The 21,810-nt window shown below is 58.3% G+C and carries 20 protein-coding genes; 11 read left to right on the forward strand and 9 right to left on the reverse strand.

The window, feature by feature from the left end:
- Window positions 1–117 precede the first annotated feature (117 nt).
- From G5182_RS02975 to G5182_RS02985, 3 genes are all read right to left on the reverse strand, one after another.
- The gene (locus G5182_RS02975) at window positions 118–708 is read right to left on the reverse strand and encodes a HEPN domain-containing protein (protein WP_421254177.1); all 591 of its coding nucleotides are present in this window, start codon (window positions 706–708) and stop codon (window positions 118–120) included.
- A gap of 265 nt (window positions 709–973) precedes the next feature.
- The gene (locus G5182_RS02980) at window positions 974–1,336 is read right to left on the reverse strand and encodes a VOC family protein (RefSeq protein ID WP_227342406.1); all 363 of its coding nucleotides are present in this window, start codon (window positions 1,334–1,336) and stop codon (window positions 974–976) included.
- Window positions 1,323–1,721 carry a DUF6404 family protein gene (locus G5182_RS02985; RefSeq protein WP_227342407.1) on the reverse strand — a complete coding sequence of 133 codons (399 nt, stop codon included), beginning with the start codon at window positions 1,719–1,721 and terminating at the stop codon, window positions 1,323–1,325. The genes G5182_RS02980 and G5182_RS02985 overlap by 14 nt, the downstream gene beginning before the upstream one ends.
- 194 nt (window positions 1,722–1,915) lie before the next feature.
- Here G5182_RS02985 and G5182_RS02990 point away from each other — a divergent pair, with 194 nt between their 5' ends.
- On the forward strand, window positions 1,916–2,818 hold the full coding sequence (locus G5182_RS02990) for a LysR substrate-binding domain-containing protein (protein ID WP_227342409.1): 903 nt from the start codon (window positions 1,916–1,918) through the stop codon (window positions 2,816–2,818).
- Between the two features lie 171 nt (window positions 2,819–2,989).
- On the opposite strand, the gene G5182_RS02995 is transcribed toward G5182_RS02990, so the two are convergent.
- The 4 genes from G5182_RS02995 to G5182_RS03010 form a co-directional block, all read right to left on the reverse strand.
- Complete coding sequence (locus G5182_RS02995) at window positions 2,990–3,223, reverse strand: hypothetical protein (RefSeq protein ID WP_019446771.1); 234 nt, start codon at window positions 3,221–3,223, stop codon at window positions 2,990–2,992.
- A gap of 193 nt (window positions 3,224–3,416) precedes the next feature.
- A complete protein-coding gene (locus tag G5182_RS03000) occupies window positions 3,417–5,393 on the reverse strand; it encodes a methyl-accepting chemotaxis protein (RefSeq protein ID WP_421254178.1) in 1,977 nt (658 codons plus the stop codon).
- Window positions 5,394–5,610: 217 nt separating this feature from the next.
- Window positions 5,611–7,113: a glycerol kinase GlpK gene (gene glpK, locus G5182_RS03005; protein WP_227342412.1), complete on the reverse strand. Its 1,503-nt coding sequence runs from the start codon at window positions 7,111–7,113 to the stop codon at window positions 5,611–5,613.
- Window positions 7,114–7,167: 54 nt separating this feature from the next.
- Window positions 7,168–8,016 carry an MIP/aquaporin family protein gene (locus tag G5182_RS03010; RefSeq protein WP_005350866.1) on the reverse strand — a complete coding sequence of 283 codons (849 nt, stop codon included), beginning with the start codon at window positions 8,014–8,016 and terminating at the stop codon, window positions 7,168–7,170.
- Between the two features lie 489 nt (window positions 8,017–8,505).
- Between G5182_RS03010 and glpT the strand changes: the two genes are divergently transcribed.
- The 9 genes from glpT (at window position 8,506) to G5182_RS03055 (ending at window position 18,415) form a co-directional block, all read left to right on the forward strand.
- Window positions 8,506–9,864, forward strand: coding sequence for a glycerol-3-phosphate transporter (gene glpT, locus G5182_RS03015; protein WP_005337540.1), 1,359 nt, complete (start codon window positions 8,506–8,508; stop codon window positions 9,862–9,864).
- A 102-nt stretch (window positions 9,865–9,966) separates the two neighbouring features.
- A complete protein-coding gene (locus tag G5182_RS03020; protein ID WP_005337538.1) occupies window positions 9,967–10,725 on the forward strand; it encodes a DeoR/GlpR family transcriptional regulator in 759 nt (252 codons plus the stop codon).
- Between the two features lie 317 nt (window positions 10,726–11,042).
- A complete protein-coding gene (glpD, locus tag G5182_RS03025) occupies window positions 11,043–12,530 on the forward strand; it encodes a glycerol-3-phosphate dehydrogenase (RefSeq protein WP_227342414.1) in 1,488 nt (495 codons plus the stop codon).
- Between the two features lie 104 nt (window positions 12,531–12,634).
- Window positions 12,635–13,723 (forward strand): glycerophosphodiester phosphodiesterase, encoded by a 1,089-nt coding sequence (gene glpQ / locus G5182_RS03030; protein WP_227342415.1) that lies wholly within the window; start codon window positions 12,635–12,637, stop codon window positions 13,721–13,723.
- A 218-nt stretch (window positions 13,724–13,941) separates the two neighbouring features.
- The gene (eco, locus tag G5182_RS03035) at window positions 13,942–14,424 is read left to right on the forward strand and encodes a serine protease inhibitor ecotin (RefSeq protein ID WP_005337529.1); all 483 of its coding nucleotides are present in this window, start codon (window positions 13,942–13,944) and stop codon (window positions 14,422–14,424) included.
- A 298-nt stretch (window positions 14,425–14,722) separates the two neighbouring features.
- The gene (locus tag G5182_RS03040) at window positions 14,723–15,094 is read left to right on the forward strand and encodes a DUF413 domain-containing protein (RefSeq protein WP_005350885.1); all 372 of its coding nucleotides are present in this window, start codon (window positions 14,723–14,725) and stop codon (window positions 15,092–15,094) included.
- On the forward strand, window positions 15,094–15,966 hold the full coding sequence (gene hdfR / locus G5182_RS03045) for an HTH-type transcriptional regulator HdfR (protein ID WP_005337525.1): 873 nt from the start codon (window positions 15,094–15,096) through the stop codon (window positions 15,964–15,966). The genes G5182_RS03040 and hdfR overlap by 1 nt, the downstream gene beginning before the upstream one ends.
- Before the next feature lie 171 nt (window positions 15,967–16,137).
- Complete coding sequence (locus tag G5182_RS03050; protein ID WP_227342417.1) at window positions 16,138–17,079, forward strand: hypothetical protein; 942 nt, start codon at window positions 16,138–16,140, stop codon at window positions 17,077–17,079.
- A 145-nt stretch (window positions 17,080–17,224) separates the two neighbouring features.
- Window positions 17,225–18,415, forward strand: coding sequence for an amino acid aminotransferase (locus G5182_RS03055; RefSeq protein WP_216978471.1), 1,191 nt, complete (start codon window positions 17,225–17,227; stop codon window positions 18,413–18,415).
- Window positions 18,416–18,531: 116 nt separating this feature from the next.
- On the opposite strand, the gene G5182_RS03060 is transcribed toward G5182_RS03055, so the two are convergent.
- Both G5182_RS03060 and G5182_RS03065 read right to left on the reverse strand, forming a co-directional pair.
- Window positions 18,532–19,035 carry a DUF2062 domain-containing protein gene (locus G5182_RS03060; protein WP_005359699.1) on the reverse strand — a complete coding sequence of 168 codons (504 nt, stop codon included), beginning with the start codon at window positions 19,033–19,035 and terminating at the stop codon, window positions 18,532–18,534.
- Entirely contained in the window at window positions 19,029–19,547 is a 519-nt protein-coding gene (locus tag G5182_RS03065) for a DUF2062 domain-containing protein (protein WP_005350890.1), read from the reverse strand. Before G5182_RS03065 ends, G5182_RS03060 begins: the two co-directional genes overlap by 7 nt.
- Before the next feature lie 27 nt (window positions 19,548–19,574).
- Here G5182_RS03065 and G5182_RS03070 point away from each other — a divergent pair, with 27 nt between their 5' ends.
- On the forward strand, window positions 19,575–21,776 hold the full coding sequence (locus G5182_RS03070; RefSeq protein ID WP_227342418.1) for a DNA internalization-related competence protein ComEC/Rec2: 2,202 nt from the start codon (window positions 19,575–19,577) through the stop codon (window positions 21,774–21,776).
- Window positions 21,777–21,810 lie beyond the last annotated feature (34 nt).

Consider the following 21,810-nt stretch of genomic DNA (forward strand, 5'->3'; position numbering starts at 1 on the left):
AGCAATGGGATCCGATAAATGACACCGACAAAGTCGGTGTCAAGTGATAGTTAGAGCTGTATAGACTTGCGTAGTTATTATGGAATAGCCAAGATACAGCACTTTTTTTTCAGTTGTTTAGCTTGATATCTGATGCTGTCTCTCAAAAACAGAAGCATGGTGCTGATCTATCTTTTCATTGACATAGTTGTCGGTGGCCTTCACCAAGTCTTTTATAAATCTGATTACTTTTTCAAGTTCGTCACGTTTAATCAAATGAGCTGATGGAATTCCTGAGTTTATAGGTTTTGATCGATGGGCTGCATCCCCACGCTTCTTAATCCATTGATTCAATGTTGATCTGGCTTTATCTGGCTCGTAATTTGACCACCGCCACCCTTCAGTGACATCAAACCCTAAATAGTCTTGAAAAATTCGTTTTGTTTTATCGGAGCTAGGGTTGTGGAATGTTTTCAAATCTGTATGAAGTTTTTTTAATATAAAATCACCAAGATAGCTACCTTGAACAATCGCAAGCTTTTTATGCATTTCTTCGACAACACGATCTTCTGCATAGGTTTCCCATGCAGTGAGTGCCATTACAAGTCCTGCTCGTTTTAGTACTTCGCTGTTTGGTGGAGGTGGGTTTGCATTTACACTATCAAAATGGGCTAATAACTCTTCAGCATCCTTTATTGCGTATTCAAATCCTTGAATTGCTTTTGACATAATCCCTTCCAGATAAAACGGTATTTAAATATTGTATGGTTGGTATTCAATGTATGGATATGAAAAACATATATACAAGAGCAGCATCATGCTAATAACAAACATTAGCATTGAATGTCGATGATACTTCATTTTTTCCAAAGAATTGCATCGGCAAGATCACAAAACAAGTTATTAATTAGTATTTTTAGATATTTGTAAGAGATCACGGCTGATTATGGATATTGTTGGGGCGCATCGTGTGGATGCTTCTCCCACTAACCCATCACGCACAAGCCGGTTCAGCCCAGACGGCAAACTCATTGCCGCTGGGCTCAACGAAGTGGAAACGACGGCCACCGGGAAAATCGAAAAGAGGGCGGTTGATGATGCCTCCGTGTTGGCTCACCTTGGCTTGGGTCGCTTCAATATCTGCGCTGTAGAAGACCAGCAGGGCGCCGCCCTGATCTGTCAGGTTGCACTGATCCGCCCGATAGAAGCCGCCATCCAGCCCCTCATCGGCAAAGGCGCAGTAGTCGGGGCCGTAATCGACAAATTGCCAGCCAAATACGGCCTGAAAGAATGCCTTGGTAGCGGCAAGATCTCGCGCAGCAAACTCCACATAGTTCAGTTTTTCATGGGCTTTCATTCAGTTCGTCTCCCTCATCATCAGCATCGCTGGGCTCAGCAAGTTGTTCCCACGGGGTCAGTGTAAGCTGCTTGTGCCGTAGCCAGAGGATACTCGCCATAATGAGGCCGATTAATCCCGCAAAAATGGCGGTTTGACGTAGAGCAAATAGCAGATCCATCCCCATGGGTTGCCAGCTGAAAAACCACAACAGTATGCTCCAGATCAGGCCAAGGCCGATGCCAAATACCAGAAAGTTGGTAAGCCAGCCCTCGTAATGTGGCGGTTTGACAGACCAACCCAGTCGGCGCAACAACCAGAACAAGGGGGGATTGTAGTTGGACTGCCATACCCCTTTGTTAGCCAGTTCCTGATGGGCGGCGGTCAGCCGCTCTTCAAATGTCATGGTATTCATCCTTGTGAAATAAGTGGTGCCATACGGTGCTTTTCAGGCTGCATTGTACTGACAAATCGCGGGCATGATGTGGGCTCGCGGTCACGTTCTTTTTCTGTAGAAAAAAGAACTGGCCTCACCGCACGCTTGCCAATCCACAGCGGCTGCGCCTATAAAGGCCCATTACTCTTGTCCGGATAACAGCAATGAAGACCCATTCTGATGAACTGACCCTGTTTGTGGCGGTGGTGGAGGCGGGCAGTTTTCGCCAGGCGGCGGAGAACCTCGGCATGGACAACTCGGTGGTGAGCCGTGGCATCAAGCGGCTGGAGGAGAAGCTCTCAACCGTTTTGCTCAATCGCACCACCCGCCGGGTCAGTCTGACCGAGGAGGGGAGTTGGTTCTATCAGCGGGCGGTGAAGATCCTGACCGAGATGAGCGAGGCGGAGGGGCATCTGCTGATGCGCCGGGAGCAACCAGAGGGGATCTTGCGGGTAGATGCCGCTACCCCCTTTATTCTGCACCGGCTGGTGCCGATCATCGGCGAGTTTCGCCGCCGCTACCCTGCCATCGAGTTGCAGCTGCACAGTTCGGAGGGCTTTATCAATCTGATGGAGCGGCGGGTGGACATGGCCATCCGCATCGGCGAGCTGACCGACTCCTCACTGCGCGCACTGCCACTGGGCCGTTCGCGGTTGCGGCTGCTGGCTTCCCCTGGCTATTTGAGCGAGCGCGGCACCCCGCGCCAACCGGCGGATCTGCTGAGCGGTCACGAGCTGCTCGGCTTTTTGCATCCCGATCACCTCAACCACTGGCCGCTGCTCAGTGCCGAGCAGGGGGATCGCTTTGCCATTACCCCCAGCCTGCGAGCCAGCAGCGGCGAAACCTTGCGTCAGCTGGCGTTGACGGGGCAGGGGATCGTCTGTCTGTCAGATTTCATGACCGGGCCGGATCGGGAGAGCGGCGCGCTGGTGGAGGTGCTGGCCCGCAGCAACAGTGGCGCCTCGCGCCCCATCAATGCGGTCTTCTACTCCGATGCCCAGCGGGATATCCGGCTGCGGGTCTGGCTCGATTTTCTCAAAGAGCAGCTGGGCAGCCATACCCTGTAGTTCAGGTTGGTTTGTGCGGTTTGTTTGAACGGTTCGTCGTTGCGGTTTGCTTAACGAAAAACAAGCCACGCCTTCGTTGCGGCCAATCAGCATGAGCCAGGCGGCAGATAAACAGACGGCCGACTTGAGGGTCGGCCGCCGGTTCGGGAAGGTGTGTGAGCTGAAGCGCAGTTAGCGGGGCAATTTGCCCCATACCCGGCTGAGCAGGGCGCCGCCGATCACCGGTGGAATGGCCAGCAGTAGGGTCCACTGCCAGGAGAGGCCGCCGACGGTGGCGGCCAGTACGATGCAGGTGAGCACCACCAGTTGGGCCACCATCATCAGGAAGGTGCCTTCGCGGGGGGTCAGGGTCTCTTTTTGAGTGGCGACGTGGGCTACGGGCGCTTGATTGGTGGTCGGTTTCATGGCGATATCCCTCTGTTGAGTCTGATATCACTAAGCAATGGCCATTCCACACTTTTTCATGTTAATTATCAATGACTTGTAAGTCTTGTCGTCATTCCCGTTTCGAGAGCGCAGGCAAAATGATTTGCAAAATGAAAACGCCACCCTGCGGTGGCGTCTTGGTTATTGAGAGGGAGAGGGGGAAGCGCCGGGTCTAGCCAATCCGGTATTGGCGGATCTGCTCGTCGATGGCTTTGGCCAGTTCGAACAGTTCGCGGCTGGCGGCATTGCTCTCCTCTGCGTGTTCACGCTGATGCTCGGCCACCATGGCGAGCTCGTCAAGCGCAGCTCTGGCTTGCCCCATCTGTTGATCCTGAGCTTGTGCCAGCGCGCTGATTTCGTTGAGTTCCCTTGCTGTCTGGTTAATTTGGCTGGTGGCATCGACCAGCACCTCTCTGGCTTGATGCATCCGGCTATAGCCCTCTTCGCTCAGGGTGTGGGAGCCTGCCATCGAGCTGCTGGCCTGCCGGGTACCCTCCTGCAGACGCAAGATAAGATCCTGCACATCCTTGGTGGCGGTCTGGGTGCGCACCGCCAGTTGGCGCACCTCGTCGGCCACCACCGCAAAGCCCCGCCCCATATCCCCTGCCCGGGCAGCCTCGATAGCGGCATTGAGGGCCAGCAGGTTGGTCTGGTTCGAGACATCGCGGATGAGGTTCATGATCTGGGTGATGTTGTTGCTGTCCTTGACCACCTCTTCAAGCAGCGCGGACGAGGTGCCGATGCTGCTGCGCAAAGTATCGAGACGATCGGCACTCTGGATCACATCCTGTTCGACACTGAGCATGTGGTCAGCGATGCGCCGGGTCACGTCGCTGACCCCCTCGGAACGGCTGGCGATCTGCTCGGCATTGCTGCCGATAGCAGCGACTACATTGGTCAGTTCTTGGATGCTCCTTGCCTGCTGGCACGCTTCTCCCGCCAGTGCCTGCGCCTGATGAAGGGTTTGCGAGGATTGGGCGGAGAGGGCACTCCCCGATTGTTGGAAGCGGGAGAAGCTCTGGTTAAGACTCTGGATCAGCCGGTTGAAGCTCTGGGCCATCTGGCCCAGCTCCGACTCGTCGGAGAAGTCGAGGCGGGTCGCCAGATCCCGATCGGCGGTGATGTGGTGCATGCCATCGGCAGCCTGACGAATCGGGCGACTGATGGAGTGAGCCAACCAGGCGGAGGCCAGCATCGCCAGAGTGCCGATGGCGAGCGACACCATGATGATGAGCTGGCGTGACTCATGTAATCCCTCTTCCAACTCGGCGCTGTTGATCTCGCCAATCAGCAGCCGGTTGAGGGTGGGGATGTAGCGTACAGCAAGAAGGTAGGTTTCTCCCTCCAGCGTCAGTGCCTCAACTGCCACCTGTTCCCCAGCCTTGGGGATAAGCCGTTTGACGGTATCGAGAAAGGATTGTTGATGGTGAGCGGCATCTTTTTGCTCCAGTGCGGGGTGGATCTCGATATTGCCTTCCATGTCCGCCAGATAGACCTGACCGCTCTTGCCGATCCGATAGCTGCTGATGAGCTTGCTCAGGGTGCTCATGTCGATGGAGGTACCGGCCACCGCCAGGGTATTGCCCTCGTGGGTGACGGCGGTGTTGATATAGAGGGAGGCTCGCTGGTTGAAATCGGAGATGTCGAGGTTCAGTTCGTAAGGTTGATTGCGCTGGAGAAAACCGTAAAACCACTCATCTTTCGGGTCTGACTCGCTCAGCGCTTTCTGGGCGGTGGGGCCGTCACTGAAGTTGAGCAAGGTGTTGGTCTGGCGAGGGGCAATAAAGACGTTACCGCCGAGACGTCGTTGCAGAGCCTGAAAGTAGCGCTCCATCTCGGGCCACTCAGCTTCTGGCATGCCAGCGGTCAGCCAGTCGATGACGAAGCTGTTGCTGGCGAGCGCTTGCGCCTCGGTCAGGTGCAGGGTCAGCTGGGCGGTCAGCTGGTTGGCAATGCGGTCCACACTGCTTGGCAGCTCATAGCGTTCGACCCGCTGCTGTGCCTGCGTGTGGGATATCTGCTCGAGGATCAGGGTGATGCAACTGATGGCGATAACCATCAGTATCGCTACGCCGGAGAGGATCCGGGTGCGGATCCCGAGCCCTGACCAGAGTGAGTGCAGTGTAAAACGGTGTATCGCCCTCTCCATATTTCTCTCCTCCATAAAGAAAGGCCGCATATGCGACCCAGATGATAATTATAGATAGAGAACTCAATTGTGTTGTGACGGTTGGTGAGAACAAGATTCACCAGATAAAAACAGGGGGAGCAACGGGAGGGGAGGGCCGGCAAGGGGTAGACAAAAAGAGGCCGACGTGATGGTCGGCCTCCTTGGTGTTTATCTCAACGGAATGTCGGGAGCCCGATCAATCCTCTTCAGCCCAACGGCGTGAACGCTCAACCGCTTTTTTCCAGCCGTTGTAGCGCTTGGCGCGATCGTCTCTGTCCATCTGCGGGATGAACTCGCGGTCCACGCTGAACTTGTCTTCCAGCTCGTCGGAGCTCTTCCAGAAGCCGACTGCCAGACCCGCTAGGAAGGCGGCGCCCATGGCGGTGGTCTCGATGCGGGTCGGACGCACCACAGGGGTGTGCATCATGTCAGCCTGGAACTGCATCAGGAAGTCGTTGGCCACGGCGCCGCCGTCTACTTTCAGCGCAGCCAGCTTGATGCCGGAGTCTTGCTGCATGGCATCCAGCACATCGCGGCTCTGATAGGCGATGGATTCCAGCGCGGCACGGATGATGTGGTTGCGGTTGGCGCCACGGGTCAGGCCGACCATGGTGCCGCGAGCATAGGGATCCCAGTAGGGCGCGCCTAGGCCGACGAAGGCCGGTACCAGATAGACGCCGTTGGTGTCACCCACCTTGGAGGCGAAGTAGTCGGTATCGCGGGCATCGTGGATGATCTTCAGCTCGTCACGCAGCCACTGGATGGTGGCGCCGCCCATGAATACCGCACCTTCCAGCGCGTAGTTCACTTCCCCTTTCGCGCCGATGGCGACGGTAGTCAGCAGGCCGTTGCTGGAGCGAACCGGCTCGGTGCCGGTGTTCATCAGCATGAAGCAGCCGGTGCCGTAGGTGTTCTTGGCCATCCCTTTTTCAAAGCAGAGCTGGCCGAACAGGGCAGACTGCTGGTCACCGGCGATACCGGCGATGGGGATGCGAGAACCGCCGCCCCGGGTGGTGTAGCCGTACACTTCGGAAGAGGGTTTCACTTCCGGCAGCATGGACATGGGGATGCCCAGCTCGTCCAGCATCTTCTCGTCCCACTTCAGCTCGCGGATGTTGTAGAGCATGGTACGGGAGGCGTTGGTCGGGTCAGTGACGTGCACTTCGCCATTGGTCATTTTCCAGACCAGCCAGGTATCGATGGTGCCGAACAGCAGCTCGCCGTTCATCGCCTTCTCACGGGCACCTTCCACGTTGTCGAGGATCCACTTCACCTTGGTACCGGAGAAGTAGGCATCCAGCACCAGACCTGTGTTCTCGCGAACGTACTCTTCCAGACCGCGTGCTTTCAGCTCCTCGCAGATGGCGGCGGTGCGGCGGCACTGCCAGACGATGGCGTTGTAGATGGGCTTGCCGGTGGCCTTTTCCCAGACAACGGTAGTTTCACGCTGGTTGGTGATACCGATGGCGGCGATCTCTTCGCTGCGCAGGCCGGTCTTGGCCAGCACTTCGGTAAAGACGGAGGATTGGGTCGCCCAGATCTCCATCGGGTCGTGCTCTACCCAGCCCGCTTTCGGGTAGTGCTGGGTGAATTCGCGCTGGGAGGTACCAACAATGTTGGCATCCTGATCAAACACGATGGCGCGGGAAGAGGTGGTTCCCTGGTCCAGAGCGACGACATATTTCTTTTCAGCAGACATGATGTTCTCCACGTTTCTATTTTCCACGTTTTTATACGTTGGAGGGGGCCGCTCTTATGCGGCAGCCTCTTCTTTGGCGGTTTGGGTCGCTTGCTCGGTGGTGACGACACGGTTGCCCGGGACGCAGGGAGCCAGCACTTTGACATACAGAGCGGTACCAATCTGGGCGCCAACGATGGGGCCAAGGATCGGAACCCAGAAGTAGGGGTTGTCACGACCACCGGTCAGGGCAACATCACCCCAGCCAGCAAAGAACGCGAACAGTTTCGGACCAAAGTCACGGGCCGGGTTCATGGCAAAACCGGTTAACGGGCCAAGGGAGGCGCCGATCACCGCGATCAGGATACCGATCAGCAGAGCGGCTGCGAAACCTTTGGGAGCGCCGTTGTTGTTGTCACCCAGCGCCATGATGCCCAGCATCAGGACGGCTGTGATCACCAGCTCGACGGCAAAAGCTTGCATATTGGTCAGCAGGGCATTGGGGTAGGTGGAGAAGATCCCGGCGGTGCCGAGGCTCTCGACGCTGCCGCGCACCACGTTATGGGTCACTTCCCACTGGGTGAAAAGGTTACCATAAAGGAAGTAGACAAGGGCGGCGAAGCAGAAGGCACCGGCCATCTGGGCGATGATGTATGGCACCACCTTGCGCTTGTCGAACCCGCAGAAGGTCATCAGCGCCAGGGTTACAGCCGGGTTCAGGTGGGCACCTGAAATGCCGCCGGTCACATAGATGGCGATGGCCACACCCAGACCCCAGGTAATGGAGATTTCCCACTGCCCGAAGTTGGCGCCTGCCAGCACCAGTGCCGCCACACATCCGACGCCGAAAAATATCAGCAGGCCGGTTCCGATAAACTCGGCGATGCACTCGCCAAGCAGGGTATTGGGTCTTTGTATGCTCATACTTTTGTTCCTTATATCCACCCGTAGAGGTTTGATGTTCCGTTTTATCTTTTTGTGTCTATCCGTTGCTGCCGAAAACGTTTCCTTGTTGTTTTTGCGTCTTGCGCAAACGTTATGCTCGTTTGCGCTCGTTATCGGTCGTGACAGAAAATAACCCTTCCCGCTAATTTCACCATCCCCCCTCCATAGGAAATGTGGACAAGATCCCACTCATTGCTAAGAAAATGTGACGTAAAGCATCTTGATAACCGCCAGTTACCACTTAGGGGGTAGCTCGCAACCCTTGCCACACAAGGGCTGGCGCTTGCTGAGTGATTTCTCATTTGGAGCTTTTATTTGTAATAAAACTGCAATATTTGAGCATGCATCACAGATTAAATGAGCGCATATGAGCACAATAGGCTCGCTTACGAATTAGTGGACTCACATGATTCGTTGGAATGGTCAGGGCATCCTCAACCGCCCATAACAACAATAAGGAAGCAGAACATGCTTAGTCTCTTCAGGCCTGCGGCGCACATCGACAGGCTCCCGGCTGACAAGGTCGACCCCTTCTACAAACGCATGCGTTGGCAGGTGTTTTTCGGGATCTTCTTCGGTTACGCCGGCTACTATCTGGTACGGAAAAACTTCAGTCTGGCGATGCCCTATCTGATCGAGCAGGGCTTCTCCCGTGGTGATCTCGGTTTCGCGCTCTCCGGGGTCTCCATCGCTTACGGTTTGTCCAAGTTTCTGATGGGGAACGTCTCTGACCGTTCCAACGCCCGTTACTTCCTCTCCGCTGGTCTGCTGCTCTCGGCTGCCATCATGTTCATGATGGGTACCATGCACTGGGCCACTTCCAGCATTGCCATCATGTTTGTGCTGTTGTTCCTGAATGGTTGGGCACAGGGCATGGGCTGGCCGCCCTGCGGTCGCACCATGGTGCACTGGTGGTCACAGAAAGAGCGCGGCGAAGTGGTTGCGGTCTGGAACGTGGCGCACAACGTGGGTGGCGGCATGATTGGCCCGCTGTTTATCCTCGGGATGGGCTGGTTCAACGACTGGCGCAGTGCCTTCTATGTGCCTGCTGCAGCGGCGGCCGCCATCGCGGTGATCGCCTTCTTCGTGATGCGTGATACTCCGCAATCGGTCGGTCTGCCTCCTATCGAGGAGTACAAGAACGACTATCCGAAGGATTACAACGAGAGCCACGAGCAGGAGTTCTCCGCCAAGGAGATCTTCGTCAAGTACGTGCTGCACAACAAACTGCTGTGGTATATCGCGATCGCCAACGCCTTCGTTTACCTCATTCGTTACGGTGTGCTGGACTGGGCGCCAACCTACCTGAAAGAGGCCAAGCACTTCACCGTCGACAACTCCTCCTGGGCTTACTTCCTCTACGAGTGGGCCGGTATTCCGGGCACCCTGCTGTGTGGCTGGATCTCTGACAAGATGTTCCAGGGCCGCCGTGCCCCGGCCGGTATCCTGTTCATGGTGCTGGTGACCCTGGCTGTACTGGTTTACTGGTTCAACCCGGCCGGTAACCCGACCATCGACATGATGGCGCTGGTGGCTATCGGCTTCCTGATCTACGGCCCTGTCATGCTGATTGGCCTCTATGCTCTTGAGCTGGCACCGAAGAAAGCAGCCGGTACTGCGGCAGGTTTCACCGGTCTGTTCGGTTATCTGGGCGGCGCGGTCGCGGCCAACGCCATGCTGGGTTATACCGTTGACCACTTCGGTTGGGATGGCGGCTTCATGGTGCTGACTGTCTCCTGCGTGCTCTCTATCATCCTGCTGGCGATGACCCTCAAGCACGAGAACATTGCCGTTGCGGCCAAGAAAGCGGCTGCCCATAAGGCATAAAACGTGATCCTCAGCTTATTGATCCCAAAGGGGATCAGGTAAACTGCCAAAAGGCCCCGCATCTGCCGGGGCCTTTTTTTGTCTCATCATCGGAGTGCAAGCGTGAAGCAAACCCAACGACATCTGGAGATCCTGGACGTCCTGACGCGGCAGGGATTTGTCTCGACCGACGATCTGGTGACCCACTTTGACGTCAGCCCCCAGACCATTCGCCGGGATCTGAACGATCTCGCCGAACAGAACAAGATCCGGCGCCATCATGGCGGTGCCTCCCTGCATTCGAGTACCGTCAATACCGCCTACAGCGCCCGTAAAGTGATGCAACTCAAGGAGAAAGAGCGCATCGCCCGCGAGGTAGCGGCCAATATTCCCGACGGCTCATCGCTCTTTATCGACATAGGTACCACCACCGAAGCCATTGCCCGCGCCCTGCTCGATCACCGCGAGCTGCGCATCGTCACCAACAACCTCAACGTGGCCAGCATTCTGACGGCCAAGGATGACTTCACCGTCATCATTGCCGGCGGCGAGATCCGTAACCGCGATGGCGGCATCGTGGGGGAGGCGACCCGCGACTTTATCGGCCAGTTTCGCATGGACTATGGCGTCATCGGGATTTCGGGGATCGACAACGACGGCTCCCTGCTCGATTTCGACTATCACGAGGTGAAGATCGCCCAGGCCATCATCGCCCACTCCCGTCAGGTGTTCCTGGCCGCCGACCACACCAAGTTTGGTCGCAATGCCATGGTCAATCTGGGCAATCTCAGCCAGATCCACGCCCTCTTTACCGATCAGGAGCCACCGGAAAAGCTGGCGCGATTGATGGCGCAACACCAGATCGCCTGCCACATCTGCTGACGGCGAAACACGCCAAGGCTGTGCCGGTCGCCCGTCAGGGCGGCCTCCTTTCTCTTTCTCTCCCCCAGTCCCGCACTCATCTCACCCCTTTATGGGTATTGCCAAAACCACTATTCAATCAGGTTTTTTTGGCTATTAACCCGCCGGTTTTGGCCCGACGCCATTCGGTCACTTGCCGTATCACTTTTGCCACCTCTGGCGGGCTGTGGCGATCACACTTTCGCCATAAAATGTTCGTTTGTTGTATTTTCATGTTCTAAAATGAGCGAAATCAAACATTGCTGTTATAGCAATCATAAAAATGAAAGTAGGTGAACATGAGCGAACATTATGATCTGGTCGTCGTCGGTGGCGGCATCAACGGGGTCGGCATCGCAGCCGATGCGGCAGGACGGGGTCTGAAGGTTGCCCTGTTTGAGGCGCAAGATCTCGCCTCTGCCACCTCGTCCAACTCCAGCAAGCTGATCCACGGCGGTTTGCGCTATCTCGAGCATTACGAATTCCGGCTGGTGAAAGAGGCGTTGGCGGAGCGTGAGGTGCTGCTCGGTATGGCGCCTCACATCGCCCGTCCCATGCGTTTTCGCCTGCCGCACCGCCCGCACCTGCGTCCGGCCTGGATGATCCGCGCCGGTCTGTTCCTCTATGACAATCTGGCCAAGCGCGACAAGCTAAAGGGGAGCTGTGGCGTGCGCTTCCTGCCGCAAGATGGTTTGACCGCAGGGATCAACAAGGGGTTTGAATACTCGGATGCCTGGGTCGACGATGCCCGGCTGGTTGTGCTTAACGCCATGATGGCCCGTGACAAGGGGGCCGACGTGCAGACCCGCACCCGTTGCATCAAGGCGGTGCGCGGATCCAAACACTGGACGCTCACTTTGGAGCGGGAAGGGGGCGAGCAGTTCACCGTCACCTGCCGTGGTCTGGTCAATGCGGCGGGCCCCTGGGTCAAGACCTTCTATGACGAGAGCCTGCACGAGAAATCCCCCCGCGGCATTCGCCTTATTAAAGGCAGCCACATGATAGTGCCGCGCATCCATGAGCGCGAAGAGGCCTATATCCTGCAAAACGAAGACAACCGCATCGTCTTCGTCATCCCTTATCAGCAGGACTACTCCCTCATCGGCACCACGGATGTGGAGCACCACGGCAGTCCGCGGGAAGCGAAGATCAGCGAGGCCGAAATTACCTACCTGTGCAAGGTGGTCAACGCCCACTTCACTCGCCAAATTGCGCTGAAAGATGTGATCTGGACCTATGCCGGGGTGCGCCCGCTCTGTGACGACGAGTCAGACTCGCCGCAGGCGGTGACCCGCGACTACACCCTCGAGCTCTCTGGCGAGTCTGACGGTGCGCCGCTCTTGTCGGTGTTTGGCGGAAAGCTCACCACCTATCGCAAGCTGGCACAGGCCGCCTGCAACAAGCTCAAGCCCTGGTTCAGCCAGATGGGGGATGACTGGACGGCGACCAGCCGTCTGCCCGGCGGCGAGTTTGACTGCTCGGTACGCGAGCTGGCCCGCGCCTTTGCGCTGGAGTTTGACTGGCTCGATGATCGCAGCGCCCTGCGCATTGCCGAGGCCTATGGTGCCCATGCCCGTCTCTGGCTCAAGGAGCCCCGTGGCCAGCACTTTGGTGCCGGACTATACGAATCTGAGGTGCGCTACCTTATCGAGCGGGAGTGGGCCTGCACTCTGGAAGATATCCTCTGGCGCCGCAGCAAGCTGGGGCTGCGCCTGAACGAGTCAGAGCAGCAAATGCTGCAGATCTGGCTCGACCAATACCATCAGGCTCTGCGCAAGGCGAGCTGATGAGTGACGGTGGGCAGTGCGCTGCTGCCCACCGCTTTTCACCGTAAATATGCAACAAACCTCTGATAGAACAATTACCTACACAATAATAAAGAGCATCACATATGAAAAAACTCGCCGTTTCCCTCATCGCCTTGAGCCTTGGGGCATCCCTCTCATTACCCGTGTTGGCTGCCGATGAAGGCAAGGTGGTGATCGCCCACCGTGGCGCTTCCGGCTACCTGCCCGAGCATACCCTGGAGTCCAAGGTGCTGGCTTATGGCATGGAGGCCGACTATCTGGAGCAGGATCTGGTGATGACCAAGGATGATCAGCTGGTGGTGATGCACGATCACTTCCTCGATGGCATCACCGATGTGGCGGCGCGCTTCCCCGGCCGTGCCCGTCCGGACGGCCGTTACTATGTGGTGGATTTCACCCTGGACGAGGTGCGTTCCCTGCGCATGACCGAGCCGTTCCAGCTGGTGGATGGCAAGCAGGTGCCGGTCTATCCGGCCCGCTTCCCGCTCTGGAAGTCAGACTTCAAGATCCATACCTTCCAGGAGGAGATCGAGATGATCCAGGGGCTCAACAAGAGCACCGGCAAGAACATCGGGATCTATCCGGAGATCAAAGCGCCCTGGCTGTTCCGTCACGAAGGTAAGGATATCTCCAAAGCAGTGCTGAAGGTGCTCAAGGAGTACGGCTACACCGGGAAGGATGACAAGGTCTATCTGCAGTGCTTCGATGCCGATGAGCTCAAGCGCATCAACAGCGAGCTGATGCCCGCCATGGGTATGGATCTGAAACTGGTGCAGCTGATGGCCGAGACCGACTGGAACGAGACCATGGTCTACGACGCCAAGGGCAAGGCGACCCCCTACAACTATGACTGGATGTTCAAGCCGGGAGCGATGAAAACCATCGCCAGCTATGCCGAAGGGATTGGCCCGTGGAAACCGATGATCGTCACCGAGCCGGGCACTTTGGGCAAGCCGGTCTTCACCGGCATGGTAAAAGAAGCCCACGCGGCGGGCCTGAAAGTTCACCCCTATACCTTCCGTCAGGATGAGGGGCAGATCCCGGCCTATGCCAAGGACTTCACCGATCTCCTTAACATCTTCCTCTATCAGGCCGATGTGGATGGGGTGTTCAGCGACTTCCCCGACAAGGCGGTGGCCGTCATCAAGGCCCATCAAGAGGCGGCCAAATAGCACTCTGGCGCCATTTGAATGCAAAGCGAGGCTAATTGGCCTCGCTTTTTGTTTCAGGTTCCCGCAACGGGAGTGTGCGCCCTGTCAGAAAATAGCCAGATCACGTCATGGTGTGCCGGATCTGCATCATTTTACGCAGTTTTTACGTAGCAGATCGCTGGCATGAAATCGGCAGAGCGGTTAGTCTAGCGGCGTTGAACCAACCCCATGAGGTACAGATGAAAACCGTATTGCGTTTTAGCCTGCTGGGCGCCTTGTTGCTGGGTGGCCATGCCTTCGCCGCCGAGCCGAAAAAATTTGATATCAGCATGTTCCCAGCCGCTGACGTGAATCAGGAACGTGTGGTGATCCGCCTGCCTGAAGTCGAGAAAGAAGCCGACATGATGGTCGAGCTGCAGGTCGGCAAAAAGATGATGGTTGATTGCAACGTACCGCGTTTTGCAGGCAACCTGGAACAGCACAGCGTTAAAGGCTGGGGCTACAACTATCTGAAACTGGGCAAAGTCTCCGACCCCATCAGCACCCTGATGATGTGCCCGGATAACCAGCAAAAAGAGACCTTCGTCCAGATCTACGGTCAGGGCTTCTTCGTGAACTACAACTCAAAACTGCCGTTCGTGATCTACGTGCCGCAGGAGTATGAAGTGCGCTACCGTCTGTGGCGTGCCGACAACCTGGCCCAACCGGCCATGATTGAGTAAGCATGTTTGAACCAAAGGTTCAGCTGGTTCACCTGATGTGATAAATAAAGCGCCGTATGGCGCTTTATTTTTGCCTGCACAGTCCAGAAAGTGACGTGTAAATTGGCTGCACGTTTACATAAGTTTATTATTTATCAACGTTTTTTGTGTGTTATGCCACAAAATCGGCGTCAGCGATGGGGCAAAGTGACAACGATAAAAGATATTTATTAACATAGTGAGAAAATTGATTTTGCACTCGGCGATGGCCTGATGATACTTGCCCGCAAAGGTCAAACTAACCAGAAAAAAGAGCACTATGAGCTTCGAATCAGACAAGCGTTTCAACGACTTCAAACATTTTCCCCGTGGCCTGCGTCGCAGTGGCGAATTCACTGTGGCCGAAGCGGACAGTCTGGAAAAGTATGGTACCGCCATGCTGGCACTCTACCAGGGCAACCTTGCACCCCGTGACGATGTCGAGTCCGCCTTCGTCGAGCAGGTCAAATCCGGCGAAGCCGGTGCCAACCCCCATGCCAAGGTGTGGTTCAAATACCTCAAGGTGATCGGTCCCAAGCGCGTTCATCGCCTCTGCACTGTCGTTGGCGGCGCCAGCGAAGAGAGCAGCGGTGGCGGCAGCTTTGATGTCGGTGGTGGCAGCGGCGGTGGCAGTGACGAGTCCATCGATTAATGGATACCGAGCTGCTTCGGACCTTTATCGAGGTGAGCAAGACCCGGCACTTTGGCCGGGCTGCTGAAAATCTCTACCTGACCCAGTCGGCGGTGAGTTTCCGGATCCGCCAGCTAGAGCAGCAACTGGGTGTCAGTCTGTTTGCCCGTCATCGCAACAATATCCGTCTGACCGCCTCCGGTGAGCGTCTGCTGCCCTACGCAGACGCCATCTTGCACACCCTTGGTCGTGCCAAGCAGGATGTGGCACTCTCGCCGGGATTCAGCCAGCAGTTGGCCATCGGCGCGCCCGCTGTGTTCTGGGAGCTCGATTTCAACGACTGGCTCAATCACATCTATGCGCTGGCGCCCGGTTTGGCGGTGCGGCTGGAAACAGCCTCCCGCGAGCACCTCTGCCGCCAGTTGCTGGAGCGCTCCCTCGATCTGGCCCTGCTCTCCGAGCCCACCAAGATCGACGAGATTGCCCTGCATCCCATCGGTGAGCTGGTGTTCGAGCTGGTGAGCCGGGATCCGGCCGCCAATGCCGACAACCTGATGCAGATGCCGCACATCCACCTCGACTGGGGCACCAGCTTCGAGCCGCAACCCAGCCGGTTGCAGAGCCTGCAAAAGACCCCGGTGCTGCACTCCAGCTCCGCCAGCATGGCGTTGCAGTTCGTGCTGGCCAACGGTGGTGCTGCCTACCTGCCACGGCGGATGGTCAGCCCCTTCCTCGAGAAGGGGGCGCTCCATCTGGTGGAGGGGGGCCAGCCGCTGAGCCGTCCGCTCTATCTCGCCTATCTGGAGAAATCCGATCGCCGGGAGCTGATCGATCAGTTGCTGACCCTGCCACTGGGTTGGCACGATGCCGAGTTGCGCCTCAACGTCGAATAAGCGTCGAGTGTTATCCAAGGAAGAGCCCACCCCACGGTGGGCTCTTCTGTTTGGGGAAAATTGCAGGGAGCGAGGTCACGTAATTGGCGTGGGAGGCTTGGCGTCATCGGCCTGTAACGGTACCTTTTCAGGCTGTTTATCCGATTGAGCACTGACAGGGATGGATTGTAATTGATCGACTTTAGTCACCCCGAATGGCGGGCGCTGGCGCAGCAGTTGCTGAGCCACTCACCTGTGGTGATCCGTGGCCGCCAGTGGCAACCGCTGGTGGGCCTGCTCAAGGATAATCAGCTGCTGCTCGCCCATGGCAGCCACAGCTATGAGCTCACCCCGGCCGGACGGCGCTATCTCACCCGCGAGCTGATGCTGGCCGAGATCGCCACCGCTCCCCCCGAGCCCGAGGAGTGGTTACATGCTCAGGGCTGGCAATTGGGGGAGCAGGTCAACGAGCGGGTGTTGGCGGCGCTCTATCGCAAGAGCGAGGTGAACTTCACCCCCAACGAGCAGATCGATTTCGAGGACAAGGGGATCCGGCTCTGTGCCGATCAGCTGTTGCGCTTGCGCGCAGCCCAGCCGTTCAGCCTCTTTTTCAGCGGCGGTACCCTGATCGACGCAGCCCCCTGGTTGCAGGCGCTGGGGGAGGTGGCCTTGCCCGAGCGCACCCTGGCGGGTCTTGGCAAGATCCTGTGGGGGGAGGGGAGTATCGAGCGGGTGATCACCACAGACAGCGTCGGCGCCTTTGCCGAGCTGCCTCTTGAACCCGGCACCTTGCTGGTGTGGGCCCCCCCATCGGCTCCTCTTGCCTTGCAGCAGGTGGTGGCCGCCTTGCCCCCCAATGTGCTGTGGAGTCATCTCACCGCCCTCGACCCTGCCGGGGTGGATCGGCTGCAGGCGCTGGCCCAGCGCTTGGGTCGTCCGGCCAGCTGGTGGCTGCCTCGTGATCTGGCCCCCATCCTCAGCGCATATGCCCAGCCTTTGACTGAGGCTCGGCACTGGGAGCCGAGCCGGATTCCCAAGCCATTGTTAGCAGTTTGTAGCGGTTTGGTTGAGTCCAATGGTGGCTTGTCGGCCGAGGTGTGCGCGCTGGCACCAGCGTGGCATGCCGTTGGTTGAAATTGGCCCGAAAGCGAGCCAAAAAGCGGTTTTCCCCCATTGAACGCGGTGATATAAAGAGTTGACGAAGCGCTCGCCAGATGAGCGCTTTTGTTTATCAAGCCGCTTTGCCACCCAACGAACTCAACGGAATACAGGGAATACCATGTTTGAAAAGGTTGTTGCCGCCCCAGCGGATCCGATCCTGGGCCTGACCGAAGCCTTCCGTGCTGACTCTCGCAGCCACAAGATCAATCTGGGCGTAGGGATCTACAAGGACGAGTCCGGTGCCACCCCCATTCTTCACTGCGTCAAGAAAGCCGAGCAGAAGCTGCTGACCGACGAGAAGACCAAGAACTACCTCGGTATTGAAGGCAATATCGAATATGGCCGTATCGTGCAGCAACTGCTGTTCGGGCAGCATTCTGCGCTGGTTGCCAGCGGTCGTGCCAAGACCGCCCAAGCGCCGGGCGGTACCGGTGCCCTGCGTATCGCGGCCGAATTTGTGGTGCGCAACGGTCTGGCCAAGACCATCTGGATCTCCGATCCCACTTGGGCCAACCACGTCAGCGTATTCCAGGCCGCGGGCCTGACCGTCAAGTGGTACAAGTACTACGACGCCGCCACCAAGGGGCTCGACTTTGCCGCCATGCAGGCTTCGCTGGCCGAAGTGCAGCCGGGTGAGCTGGTGCTGCTGCACGGTTGCTGCCACAACCCGACCGGTATCGATCCCACTGCAGAACAGTGGCGCGCGCTGGCCAAACAAAGTGCTGCCGCCGGCTGGTTGCCGCTGTTTGACTTCGCCTATCAGGGTTTTGCCCGTGGTATCGAAGAGGATGCCGAAGGCCTGCGTATCTTCGCCGAATGCCATGACGAGCTGCTGGTGGCGAGCTCTTTCTCCAAGAACTTCGGCCTCTACAACGAGCGGGTCGGTGCCTTCACGCTGGTCAGCGCGACCAAGGAGATCGCCGATGTGGCCTTCACCCAGGTCAAGACAGTGATCCGTGCCAACTACTCCAACCCGCCGTCACATGGCGCCGCTGTGGTCACCGCCGTGGTGAGCGATCCGGCTCTCTATGCCGAGTGGGTCGAAGAAGTGGCCGCCATGCGGGTGCGGATTCGCGAGATGCGTGAGCTGCTGGTCGAGAAGCTGGCTGCCCTCGGTGTGAGCCAGGATTTCAGCTTTATCCGCGAGCAGAACGGCATGTTCTCCTTCTCCGGTCTCACCAAGGATCAGGTGGAGCGCCTCAAGAGCGAATTTGCCATCTACATCGTCGGCTCAGGCCGGATCAGCGTAGCCGGTATTACCCGCGCCAATATAGATCCCCTGTGCGAGGCCATTGCCAAGGTGCTGTAATCGCATTGCCTTGTGCTCTGGCACTATGCGGCACTATGCCATGAAAAAGCCCGTCACCTTGGTGACGGGCTTTTTTGATCGCCAACGGCTGATCGTCAAACGATGGGAAGGGGAGCTCACTGGTGGCGGGCACCTTGCCACAGTTTGCGCAGTTGCAGCAGCAGCGCGGTCAGGGCGCCGCCACTCAGGGCGGTGAGTACCGCCAGCAGCAGGCTGCCGAGCAGGAAGGGGGGCACCAGGGTGGCAGCCTCCTGCTCCAGCCAGTGGAGGGTCCAGCTGAGGTGGAAAGGCTCCGGCGTCTGGTGCAGTACCAGACAACCGGTGCGATAGGCGTAGAGATACATGAACGGCAGGGTCAGCGGATTGTTGAACCAGACCGCCAGCAGCGCCAGTGGCAGGTTGAGGCTGAATGCCAGCGCCAGACCGACTGCGATGAGCGAGTGCATCGGGATTGGGAACCAGCAGGCGAAGATCCCGGCCGCCACCGCGCCACTCAGGGCGCGAGTGCCCCCTTGCCAGAGGGCTGGGGCAAGCAGTCGCTCACCAAACAGGGCAAACCACTTCTGTTGGCGCAGGGTATCGGGATCTAGCTTGAAGCGGGCAAACCAGCGACTCAGCATGGGCGGGCCATCTTGCGTTTTTGCCACTGGCGCACCGTGCTGATCCGCCAGAAGGTGCGGATCAGGGTGTAACCGATAAGAGAACTGAGCAGGGCCAGGATGAGCGAGCCCAGCAACAGCGGCGGTGCCACTGTGCCCAGTACCGAGACCAGCCACTCCCAGGTGAATTCAATCTCTATCTGCTGCGCCGAATGTCCCAGCAGCTGGCAACCTACCAGATAGGCACCATAGAGCAGGGGCGGCATGGTAAAGGGGTTGGAGAGCCAGACCAGCGCCACCGAGAGCGGCAGATTGACCCGGCACAGGATGGCGCCACCGGCGGCCAGCAGCATCTGGCAGGGGAGCGGCACCCAGGCCATGAAGAGGCCCACCGCAAATGCCCCGGCTGCAGAGCGACGGTTGAGGTGCCAGAGGTTGGCATCGAGCAGCAGTTTGCCGAACAGCCGCAGGTGCTTGTGTTCTTTCAGGGTTTGCTGATCGGGCATCCAGCGTTTAATGAGTCGTTTGGGCATATTGAAACCTTGCTAAATACTTGCTCCATGGATCTGCGTCTGTTGTCGTTTGCCCTGGGGGCAAGCTCCTCACTGCTCTGGCCATGGTTACCTTCACTCGCATGGGGGGGCCTGTTGCTGTCCCTGCTGATCCCCCTTGCATATTGCCGTGCCTGGCGGTGGCTGTTTCTCCTGCTCGGCATCCTCTGGATGCAGGCCAATCTTGCCTATCGGCTGGCCTGGCTGGAGCGGCTGGGCGATCAGACGAGCCACATGATAACCGCAGAGCTGCAAAGTGCAGAGCCCGAGGGGGATAAATTTGTCCGGCTGCTGCTGCGGGTGAGCATCCTCGACGAACAACCGGTGACACCTGAGCCCCTGATCCGGGTCAATGCCTATCAGGCATTGCCCGCCATGACGGTAGGCAGCCGGATCACCCTGGTGACCTCGTTGAAACCGGCTCACGGTCTGGCCAACGAGGCGGGGCTGGATGGGCGGCGTCTGCTGCTGGGCAAGGGGATCACCGCCACTGGCAATCTGCGTCGGGTGATAGATATTCAACAGGCACCTGCGGGTTGGCGTGAACGTTGGTTGGGGGCAGCGACCGAGAGTTGGCGTCCACTTGACTATGCCCCCTTGCTGGCGGCGCTCGCTTTTGGCGAGCAGAGCGGCATCACGGATGCCCAGTGGGAGCTGTTTCGCGGCAGTGGTCTGACCCATATCATCGCCATTTCAGGGCAACACATTGCGCTGGTGGCGGTGCTCGGGTGGTGGTTGGGCAGGCTGTTTGGCCTGCGTGGCGCCATCATCACCTCCCTGCTGTTTGCCGCCGTCTACAGCGCGTTGGCTGGGTTTGCGGTGGCGACCGAGCGGGCCCTGATCATGGTGCTGGTGTGGAGCGTGTTGCGCTGGAGTCGGCGAGAGTGGCCGGCCTGGCGCATCTGGCTGTGGGCCTTTGTGGTATTGACCCTCTGGGATCCCTTCGCCCTCTATTCGGCCGGCTTCTGGCTCTCGTTTCTGGCGGTGGCCATCTTGCTGCTGGTGGGATATGTCCACGACAAGCCGGGGCTCTGGCAGATCCAGCTCTGGCTGCTACTCGGTCTGCTGCCGTTGCAACTGGCGTTGTTCGAAGGGATCGCGCCCCTTGCCATGGTGATCAACCTGTTGGCGGTGCCGCTCTTTTGTATCGCCATCATCCCGCTGGCCCTGATCGGTGTGCTGCTGGCGCCGCTCTCCACCTCGCTTGCCTACGGCCTGTTCTGGCTGGCGGATCTGGGGCTCGGGTGGGTGCTGACCATCCTGAATTGGCTGGCAGACCAACTGCAACTGTGGTGGCCACTGCCCGGTTGGTGGCTGCCACTCTGCACCCTGCTGTTGCTGCTCTGGTTCGCCGCGCAGTGGCGCTCGGCACGCTGGCTCTGGCTACCGGGTCTGTGTGCGCTGTTGCTGGCGCTCTGGCCAACGCCTGCCCGCTGGCAACTGCGGGTGCTGGATGTGGGACAGGGGCTGGCGGTGCTGATCAGCAAGGGGGAGCGAGCCATCCTCTATGACACCGGCGATCGCTATCCCGGAGGCTACAACATGGCGGACGCGGTGATCCTGCCCCAGCTGAGCCATCTGGGGATCCGGGTGATTGATCGCCTCATCATTAGCCACAAGGATCGGGACCATGCCGGCAATCGCAAGCGACTGCTCAGCGCCATGCCGGTGCGCTACGAACTCTCCTCTTACCCTTTTAGTGAGAGAACGACGCTCTGCCAGCGTGGGCAACAGTGGCGTTGGCAGGGGCTCTCGTTTGCAGTGCTCTGGCCAGAACATCCCGGTGGCGGGCGCAATAACGATGGCTGCGTGGTGCGCATCAGCGATGGGCAGCGCAGCGTGCTGCTGAGCGCCGATATCGAGCGGCAGGCCGAGCAACGGCTGGTAGCGCTGGAGGGAGAGGGGTTGGCCAGCACCTTGCTGGTGAGCCCCCATCATGGCAGTCGCACCTCTTCCACACCCCCGTTTGTCGCGGCGGTAGCGGCGCAGGAGGTGATCCACAGCGCCGGCTTTATGAATCAGTGGGGCTTTCCCCGTCCCGATGTGGTGGCCCGCTATCGGGATGCCCGCCAGTGGATCACTGGTCAGCAAGGGGCGATGCTGGTCGAACCCACCGCAGCGGGCTTGAGCGTCACTGCCGAGCGAGATCTGGGCCCCTGGTACCGACGCAGTGGCGAGTGGTGGCGACCGCGAGTGTGGTTTGAGCAATAATCGGCCATTTCTGCCGTGGAGGAATGCGATATAG

The sequence above is a fragment of the Aeromonas sp. 600948 genome (assembly GCF_049174875.1).
Lineage (GTDB): Bacteria > Pseudomonadota > Gammaproteobacteria > Enterobacterales > Aeromonadaceae > Aeromonas > Aeromonas veronii_A.

What these genes read in the sequence shown, in the direction of transcription:
- glpQ (WP_227342415.1), top strand. Translation starts at nt 12,635, where the DNA reads ATGAAAAAACTCGCCGTTTCCCTCATCGCCTTGAGCCTTGGGGCATCC.
- G5182_RS02995 (WP_019446771.1), bottom strand. Translation starts at nt 3,223, where the DNA reads ATGAAACCGACCACCAATCAAGCGCCCGTAGCCCACGTCGCCACTCAA.
- G5182_RS03055 (WP_216978471.1), top strand. Translation starts at nt 17,225, where the DNA reads ATGTTTGAAAAGGTTGTTGCCGCCCCAGCGGATCCGATCCTGGGCCTG.
- G5182_RS02985 (WP_227342407.1), bottom strand. Translation starts at nt 1,721, where the DNA reads ATGACATTTGAAGAGCGGCTGACCGCCGCCCATCAGGAACTGGCTAAC.
- glpD (WP_227342414.1), top strand. Translation starts at nt 11,043, where the DNA reads ATGAGCGAACATTATGATCTGGTCGTCGTCGGTGGCGGCATCAACGGG.
- G5182_RS02990 (WP_227342409.1), top strand. Translation starts at nt 1,916, where the DNA reads ATGAAGACCCATTCTGATGAACTGACCCTGTTTGTGGCGGTGGTGGAG.
- G5182_RS03010 (WP_005350866.1), bottom strand. Translation starts at nt 8,016, where the DNA reads ATGAGCATACAAAGACCCAATACCCTGCTTGGCGAGTGCATCGCCGAG.
- hdfR (WP_005337525.1), top strand. Translation starts at nt 15,094, where the DNA reads ATGGATACCGAGCTGCTTCGGACCTTTATCGAGGTGAGCAAGACCCGG.
- G5182_RS03000 (WP_421254178.1), bottom strand. Translation starts at nt 5,393, where the DNA reads ATGGAGAGGGCGATACACCGTTTTACACTGCACTCACTCTGGTCAGGG.
- G5182_RS03065 (WP_005350890.1), bottom strand. Translation starts at nt 19,547, where the DNA reads ATGCCCAAACGACTCATTAAACGCTGGATGCCCGATCAGCAAACCCTG.
- G5182_RS03070 (WP_227342418.1), top strand. Translation starts at nt 19,575, where the DNA reads ATGGATCTGCGTCTGTTGTCGTTTGCCCTGGGGGCAAGCTCCTCACTG.
- glpK (WP_227342412.1), bottom strand. Translation starts at nt 7,113, where the DNA reads ATGTCTGCTGAAAAGAAATATGTCGTCGCTCTGGACCAGGGAACCACC.
- G5182_RS02975 (WP_421254177.1), bottom strand. Translation starts at nt 708, where the DNA reads ATGTCAAAAGCAATTCAAGGATTTGAATACGCAATAAAGGATGCTGAA.
- G5182_RS02980 (WP_227342406.1), bottom strand. Translation starts at nt 1,336, where the DNA reads ATGAAAGCCCATGAAAAACTGAACTATGTGGAGTTTGCTGCGCGAGAT.
- eco (WP_005337529.1), top strand. Translation starts at nt 13,942, where the DNA reads ATGAAAACCGTATTGCGTTTTAGCCTGCTGGGCGCCTTGTTGCTGGGT.
- G5182_RS03060 (WP_005359699.1), bottom strand. Translation starts at nt 19,035, where the DNA reads ATGCTGAGTCGCTGGTTTGCCCGCTTCAAGCTAGATCCCGATACCCTG.
- G5182_RS03040 (WP_005350885.1), top strand. Translation starts at nt 14,723, where the DNA reads ATGAGCTTCGAATCAGACAAGCGTTTCAACGACTTCAAACATTTTCCC.
- glpT (WP_005337540.1), top strand. Translation starts at nt 8,506, where the DNA reads ATGCTTAGTCTCTTCAGGCCTGCGGCGCACATCGACAGGCTCCCGGCT.